The 8,065-nt window shown below is 69.2% G+C and carries 3 protein-coding genes and 2 pseudogenes; 2 read left to right on the top strand and 3 right to left on the bottom strand.

The annotated features are described in order from the left end of the window. Window positions 1–3: 3 nt before the first annotated feature. Both Q0263_RS01185 and Q0263_RS01190 read right to left on the bottom strand, forming a co-directional pair. Window positions 4–564 carry a DUF1854 domain-containing protein gene (locus tag Q0263_RS01185; protein WP_366140657.1) on the bottom strand — a complete coding sequence of 187 codons (561 nt, stop codon included), beginning with the start codon at window positions 562–564 and terminating at the stop codon, window positions 4–6. Further along, window positions 548–2,797 (bottom strand): ABC transporter ATP-binding protein, encoded by a 2,250-nt coding sequence (locus tag Q0263_RS01190; protein ID WP_298012518.1) that lies wholly within the window; start codon window positions 2,795–2,797, stop codon window positions 548–550. The genes Q0263_RS01185 and Q0263_RS01190 overlap by 17 nt, the downstream gene beginning before the upstream one ends. A gap of 235 nt (window positions 2,798–3,032) precedes the next feature. On the opposite strand from Q0263_RS01190, the pseudogene cphA (Q0263_RS01195) reads away from it, so the two are divergent. Next, a pseudogene (gene cphA / locus Q0263_RS01195) lies at window positions 3,033–5,168 on the top strand (cyanophycin synthetase); the annotation flags it as partial. Between the two features lie 18 nt (window positions 5,169–5,186). Beyond that, a complete protein-coding gene (cphA, locus tag Q0263_RS01200) occupies window positions 5,187–7,766 on the top strand; it encodes a cyanophycin synthetase (RefSeq protein WP_298012520.1) in 2,580 nt (859 codons plus the stop codon). Window positions 7,767–7,850: 84 nt separating this feature from the next. On the opposite strand, the pseudogene Q0263_RS01205 reads toward cphA (Q0263_RS01200), so the two are convergent. Then, window positions 7,851–8,065, bottom strand: a pseudogene (locus Q0263_RS01205) (hypothetical protein); the annotation flags it as partial.

An 8,065-nucleotide genomic window follows, 5' to 3' on the forward strand; every position in this document is an offset into this window, starting at 1 on the left:
GCCCTACAGGAAGCGATCCAGGATCTTCCGGCTGGCCCGATCCAGCGCGGCCAGGTCGCGAACCAGGAAGTGCACGCCGCAGGCGTCGGCGATCAGCAGCGTGTTGGCCGAGAGGCGGCGGATGTCGTCCTCGCTTTTCAGGGTCAGCACGGCGGGGCCGCGATCCGTGACGACGTCCCAGCGGCTGGGCGTGGCCCAGCCCGATGCCCGGTGGATGCGCAGGATCTCGGGCTTGAAATCCCGCTGGGCCAGGTCTTCGGCGATCAGGCGCTGCGGGGTTTCGGGCAGGTCCTGCAGGCGGTCCACCCAGGCCTGTTCCTGGGCCTGGGCGTCCACCAGCGAAATGCTTTCGTCCGGGGCGCTGATCGGGAAGCTGCGCACGGGGGTCACGATCACGTCGGGCCGGCCCGTTCGCGACAGCAGCAGGCGGCCGAAGTTGTCCCGGGACAGGGTGAAGTCCGCCGGGCGCGGCATCCCCGCGGCGGAAGACGAGGACGTCGCGCCCGGACCCGGCGGTGCGGGGTCGGCGGCCGGCGGCGTGTCGTGCTCAGGAATCGGAATCATCATCGGCCTCGTGGGCGGAGTGCCCGGTTGCGCGCGACGGCGGCAGCGCGCCCTGCAGCTGGGCCTGGTACAGGCGCGCATAGGCGCCTTCGCGGGCCAGCAGTTCGTCGTGGCGGCCGATCTCGACGATGCGGCCGCTGTCCATCACCACCAGGCGGTCGGCCTCGCGCAGCGTGCTCAGGCGGTGGGCGATGGAAATCGTGGTGCGGCCCTTGACCAGGTTGTCCAGGGCCTTCTGGATTTCATTTTCGGTCGCCGTGTCCACCGACGAGGTCGCCTCGTCCAGGATCAGGATCGGCGGATCGATCAGGATGGCCCGGGCGATGGAGATGCGCTGGCGCTCGCCCCCCGACAGGGCCTGGCCCCGCTCGCCCACCAGCGAATCGTAGCCGTGCGGCAGGCGCAGGATGAATTCGTGCGCGTGCGCGGCGCGGGCGGCCGCGATGATGTCCGCGCGGCTGGCGTCGGGGCGGCCGTAGGCGATGTTCTCGGCCACGCTGCCGTAGAACAGGAAGGGTTCCTGCAGCACCAGGCCGATGTGGCGCCGGTAGTCGCTGATCGCGTACTGGCGGATGTCGATGCCGTCCAGGCGGATGGCGCCCTGGGACACGTCGTAGAAGCGGCAGATCAGGTTGACCAGCGTGCTCTTGCCCGAGCCGCTGTGGCCCACCAGGCCGACCATTTCGCCGGGGGCGATGTCCAGGCTCAGGTCCTGGATCACGCTGCGGTTGCCATAGCGGAAACCGATCCGGCTCAGTTCGATGCGCCCCCGGATCTGGTTCATGGGGCGGGGCTCGGCGGGTTCCGGCACGCTGGACACGTGGTCCAGGATGTCGAAGATGCGCTTCGCGCCGGCTGCGGCCCGCTGGGTCACGGACACGATGCGGCTCATGGAATCCAGGCGCACGTAGAACCGGCTGATGTAGGCCAGGAACGCCGTCAGGACCCCGACCGTGATGGCCTGGCGCGACACCAGCCAGATGCCGAACACCCAGACCACCAGCAGGCCCAGCTCCGTCAGCAGGGTGACGGTGGGCGTGAACAGCGACCACAGCGCATTGACCCGGTCGTTGATCGCCAGGTTGCGGTCGTTGGCCTCGCGGAAACGCGCGACTTCGCGCTTTTCCTGGGCGAAGGCCTTGACCACGCGGATGCCGGGGATGGTGTCGGCCAGCACGTTGGTGATTTCCGACCAGACGCGGTCGGCCTTTTCGAAGCCGTGGCGCAGCCGGTCGCGCACCCAGTGGATCATCCACAGGATGATGGGCAGGGGCGCCAGGGTCGCCAGCGCGAGCCAGGGATCGATGGACAGCAGGATGGCCGCCGTCATGACGATCATCAGGATGTCGGTGAAGAAATCCAGCAGGTGCAGCGACAGGAACAGGCAGATGCGGTCGGATTCCGAGCCGATGCGGGCCATCAGGTCGCCCGTGCGCTTGCCGCCGAAATACTGCAGCGACAGCTGCTGCAGGTGCTGGTAGGTGCTGGTGCGCAGATCGGCGCCGATGCGCTCGCTGACCCAGGCCAGGATGGCGCTGCGCCCCCAGCCCAGGGCCCAGGCGACCAGGGATGAGGCCAGCAGCCCGCCCAGATACAGCGTCACCAGGTTCCAGTGGATCGGCTCGCCGTTCTGGAAGGGGATCAGCACGTCGTCCATCAGCGGCATGGTCAGGTACGGCGGCACCAGCGATGCGCCGGTGGAAATCAGCGTCAGGACCAGGCCGATGCCCAGTTGCCGGCGGTAGGGGCGGGCGAAGCGCCACAGGCGAAACAGCGAACTGGCGCGGGGCGGCTGCGTGTCCTTGGCGGCGATGTCCGCGGCGGGCGCGGGCGGCGCGTCGTCCGATGGCTGGCGCAGGGATTCGTGGCGGGCCAGCAGCCGCAGCGCCTGGGGATGGCTGTCCATCGTGTAGCGCCAGCGCGCCAGGCGGGCGTGTTCGTCCACCAGCTCCAGGCTGCCCACGCCGGCGTGATCCTGCAGTTTCAGGTGCAGGTCGGGGCGCAGCGGCCAGGACCGGCAGGACTGCGCGTCGGCGCCGCAGAACAGCCAGCGGCGGTCGGTTAGGACCAGCAGGCTGTCGGCGTACTGCAGTTGGCCATCCAGGTTCAGCGGCAGCCATTCCAGCGGATGCTCGTCCGCCGCCAGTTGGGCCGAGAGCGTGTCGTGCCATGCGGCGGGCAGGCCGGGCGGGCAGGCGGCCGCCGCCGAGGATTCGAGAATGGGATCCTGCATGGATGATGGGCTGGGGAGAGATAGGAAGATCTGTCAGACAGCAGGAATATAGATCGGAATCGCTGCGAACATGCGAATACCGTTGCGCCGGCGTCACAATCGTCAACGGTTTTTCTGTGCGGCGCAACGGCGCAAGATTATGATGTGTGCCGTTGTTCGACAGGCGTGACTACGAAGGCGCCTGATCTCGGCGGCACTCGGCCCCCCGGCCAGACCCTTTTGACATGGTTCGCTCATGGAAAACAAGAATATTGAGATTCTCAATATGGTGTATCTGCGGGGGCCGAACATTTGGGCCTATCGCCCCGTCATCGAAGCGATCGTGGACATCCACGATCTGGAAAACTATCCCTCCAACGTCATCCCCGGGTTTTACGAGCGCCTGAGCGCCTGGCTGCCTTCGCTGATCGAGCACCGCTGCAGCATCGGCGAGCGCGGTGGCTTCCTGCAGCGCGTGCGCGAAGGCACTTGGCCGGCGCACATCCTGGAACACGTCACCCTGGAACTGCAAAGCCTGGCGGGCATGCCCGGCGGCCTGGGGCGAGCGCGGGAAACGTCGCTGCGCGGCGTCTACAAGGTCATTCTGCGGGCCTGGTACGAAACCCTGACGCGCGAAACCCTGTATGTCGCCCGCGACCTGGTGATGGCGGCCATCGAGGACCGGCCCTTCGACGTGGCCGGCGCCGTGGAACATCTGAAGGATCTGGCGGAATCGCTGGGCCTGGGGCCCAGCACGGCCTGCATCGTGGATGCCGCCGATGACCGCGACATTCCCGCCATCCGCCTGAGCGACGCGAATCTGCTGCAGCTGGGCTACGGTGCCCGCCAGCGCCGCATCTGGACGGCGGAAACCAGCCGCACCAGCGCCATCGCGGAAGGCATTTCCCGCGACAAGGACTTGACCCGCCAGCTGCTGCAGGCCTGCGGCGTGCCGGTGCCCGAAGGCCAACTGGTGGCCGATGCCGCCGATGCCTGGGAAACCGCGCAGGACATCGGCCTGCCCGTGGTGGTCAAGCCGTCCGACGGCAACCACGGCCGGGGCGTCTTCACCTGCCTCACCTCGCAGGCCCAGATCGAGGCCGCCTACGCGGTGGCGGTGGACGAGGGCAGCGGCGTGATGGTGGAACGCTTCATCGAGGGCGACGAACACCGCCTGCTGGTGGTTGGCGGCAAATTGGTGGCCGCCGCCCGCGGCGAGGCCGCCATGGTGGTGGGCGACGGCGTGTCGACCGTGCTGCAGCTGATCGAATCCCAGTTGAATTCCGATCCCCGGCGCGGACGGGACGAGGACCACCCCCTGAACGTTGTGCGCCTGGATTCCGCCGCGCGGCTGGAACTCGACCGCCAGGGCCTGAGCGGCGAGGCGGTGCCCGAACGGGGCCGCGCCGTCATGATCCAGCGCAGCGGCAACGTGTCGATCGACGTCACGGACGAAGTGCATCCCGACGTGGCGGAACTCGTGTCCCTGGCGGCGCGGGTGGTGGGCCTGGACATCGCTGGCATCGACCTGGTCACGCGCGATATTTCCCGGCCCCTGGCCGAGCAGCAGGGCGCCATCGTGGAAGTCAATGCCGGTCCCGGCCTGCTCATGCATCTGAAGCCCGCCCGGGGGCAGCCGCGCCCGGTGGGGCAGGCCGTCGTCGAATATCTGTTCCCCGCTCCGGAAGACGGGCGGATTCCGGTGGTGGGGGTCAGCGGCAGCCGGGGGCTGACGCCGGTGGTGCGCCTGATCGCCCATTTGCTGCAGCTGACGGGCAAGGTGGTGGGCCAGGCTTCGGCCGATGGCCTGTTCCTGGGCCAGGAGCAGGTCGGCGCCCAGGATGCCGCGCACTGGGATGCCGGCCGCCGCGTGCTGCTGAACCGGGCGGTGGACTATGCCGTGCTGGAAAACGGCGGCCGCGTGATCCTGGGCGAAGGCCTGGCCTACGACCGCTGCCAGGTCGGCGTGGTGACGGGCATCGATCCCAGCCTGACGTGGCCGGAGTTCCACATGGTGGAACCGGAACATCTGCAACGCATCTTCCGCACCCAGGTGGACGTGGTCCTGCCGGGCGGGACGGCCGTGCTCAACGCCGACGATGCGGCGGCGGTCAGCCTCGCGCCGCTGTGCGACGGCGACGTCACCCTGTATGGCCTGCAGCCCCAGAGCGACGCCCTGAAGGCCCACCTGGCCGCGGGCGGGCGGGCCGTCTTCGCGCATGACGGCAGCCTGGTGCTGGTGGAAAAAGGCGTGGAGATCCCGGTGGCGGATCTGTCGGATCCGGCGATGGAGCCCTTGCAGGACGATCTGGCCAGCGTGCTGGCCGCCCTTGGAGCCGTCTGGGCGCTGGGCCTGGACATTGAACACATCCGGGTTGGGCTGCGCACCTGGGTAGCGAGGTAATTCAAGATGGAAGTCTCTCGAATCCGCGCCCTGCGTGGGCCGAACGTGTGGTGCCGGCAGACGGCGATCGAGGCGATCGTGTCCTGCACGGACAGTGAATGCGCCATCGACGATCTGGATGCGTTCGAGACGCGCCTGCGCGTCCGCTTTCCCGACATCGATATCCAGCGCCCGACCGGGGCGGCGGCCGACCATTCCCTGGCTCACGTGCTGGCGGGGGCGGCGCTGAGCCTGCAGGCGGTGGCCGGCTGCCCGGTGGCTTTCCGCCGCACGGCGGCCACCCAGACGCCGGGCGAATACCAGGTCGTGGTCGAGTACGCCGAGGAATCCGTCGGCCGGCTGGCTTTCGACCTGGCGTGTTCGCTGTGCCACGCGGCCCTGCTGGACCAGCCTTTCGATCTGGCGGATGCCGTCGCGCAGCTGAAGGCCCTGTATGAAGACGTGCGGCTGGGCCCCAGCACGGGTTCCATCGTGCAGGCGGCCGTGCGGCGCGGCATTCCCTATCGCCGCCTGACCGACGGCAGCCTGGTGCAGTTCGGCTGGGGGCGCCGCCAGCGCCGCATCCAGGCGGCGGAAACCGATGCCAGCAGCGCCATCGGCGAAGCCATCGCCCAGGACAAGGCGCTGACCAAATCGCTGCTGGCCGCAGCGGGCGTGTCCGTGCCGCAGGGCCGCGTGGTGGCCGATGCCGACGACGCCTGGCGGGCCGCCCAGGAGATCGGCGGACCCGTGGTGGTCAAGCCTCAGGACGGCAACCAGGGCAAGGGCGTGGCCTGCAACGTGCAGGGCCGCGAACAGGTGCTGGCGGCCTATGCGGTGGCCTGCGAACACGGGTCCAGCGTGATCGTGGAGCGCTATTTCCCGGGGCACGATTTCCGCCTGCTGGTGGTCGGCGACCGCCTGGTGGCGGCCGCGCGGCGGGATCCTCCCCAGGTGGTGGGCGACGGCGTCCTCAACATCAGCCAGCTGGTGGACCTGATCAACCAGGATCCTTTGCGCGGCGAAGGCCACGGCACTTCGCTGACCCGCATCCAGCTGGACGAGACGGCGCTCAATACGCTGGCTGGCCAGGGCTACCGGGCGGATTCCGTGCCGGCCCAGGGCGTGTGCGTGGTGCTGCGCAACAACGCCAATCTCAGCACCGGCGGGACCGCGACGGACGTGACGGAACAGGTGCACCCCAAACTGGCGGCCAGCGCCGTCATGGCAGCCAGCATGGTGGGGCTGGACGTCTGCGGCATCGATCTGGTGGCGCGGGACGTCTACCAGCCGCTGACGCCGGAAACCGGCTGCATCGTGGAAGTCAACGCCGCGCCGGGCCTGCGCATGCACCTGACGCCGTCCTATGGCACCGGGCGCGATGTGGGCGCCGCCATGGTGGATACGCTGTACGGGCCCGGCGATGACGGCCGCATTCCGGTCGTGGCGGTCACGGGCACGAACGGCAAGACCACGACCGTGCGGCTGCTGGCGCATCTGTGCGCCCGGCCGGGGGTGTGCGTGGGCATGACGAATTCCGACGGGGTCTACGTGGGCGCCCGGCGCATCGACACCGGCGATTGCAGCGGGCCGCGCAGCGCCCGCAATGTGCTGCTGCACCCCGACGTGGACATGGCGGTGTTCGAGACGGCCCGGGGCGGCATCCTGCGCGAGGGCCTGGGCTTCGACCGCTGCGACGTGGCCGTGGTGACCAACATCGGCATCGGCGACCACCTGGGTCTGAACTATATCCGCACGGTGGAAGACCTGGCGGTGGTCAAGCGCGTGATCGTCGAGAATGTGTCGCCTTCGGGCATGGCGGTCCTCAATGCCCAGGATCCCGTCGTCGCCGGCATGGCGGCTTCGTGTCCGGGGCAGGTCACGTATTTCGCCCGCGATGCCCGCCATCCCCTGATCGAGACGCATCGCGCTCAGGGGGGCAGGGTGGTGTTCGTGGACCAGGGGGATCTGGTGTTCTTCCAGGGCGGCACCGAAACCCGCATCCAGTTGTCCGCCGTGCCGCTGACGCGCGGGGGCACCTTGCCGTTCCAGGTGGAAAACGCCATGGCGGCGGCCGCCGCGGCCTGGGCGCTGGGCGTGGACTGGGTGCAGATCCAGGCGGGCCTGGCATCCTTCGTCAATGACGCGGCCACCGTGCCGGGTCGCTTCAATGTGTTCGACTATCGGGGAGCCATGGTGATCGCCGACTACGGCCACAACCCCGATGCCATGCTGGCCCTGGTCGATGCGGTGGAAGCGCTGCCGGCCAAGCGGCGCACTGTGGTGATCAGCGGGGCGGGAGACCGCCGCGACCAGGACATCCGCCGCCAGACGGAAATCCTGGGGGACGTGTTCGATACGGTGATCCTGTACCAGGATCAATGCCAGCGCGGCCGCGAGGACGGCGAGGTCCTGGCCCTGTTGCGCCAGGGGCTGTCGGGCGCCCGGCGCGTCAGCCGCCTGGAGGAAATCCATGGCGAATTCCTGGCCATCGATACGGCGCTGGGCGTTCTGGAGCCCGGCGACCTGTGCCTGGTGCTGATCGATCAGGTCGAAGAGGCCCTGGCCCACATCGGCCTGCGCACGCAGGCGCAGGCGGCGGCGTGATGACGTAGGAAGGGGCTTGGCCGCCGTCCCGGCGGCCAAGCCCCTTGCCGCGTCCGGACGGCCCGGCGAGCCCGGGCCGGATCTTTACGCCGGCGCGGCCAGCAGGCGTGGCGCGGCCGGCGGGACGCCGCCGTGATGCGGAATCCCGACCGGCGCATCGGCCGGGTCGCCCAGATTGAAGGTACCCACCAGCCGGGCCAGCGTCTCGGCCTGTTCCCTGAGGCTGGCGGCGGCCGTGGCGGACTCTTCGACCAGGCTGGCGTTCTGCCGGGTGACGTCGTCCATCTGGGTGATGGCGG

The sequence above is a fragment of the uncultured Castellaniella sp. genome, from assembly GCF_937988725.1.
Lineage (GTDB): Bacteria > Pseudomonadota > Gammaproteobacteria > Burkholderiales > Burkholderiaceae_B > Castellaniella.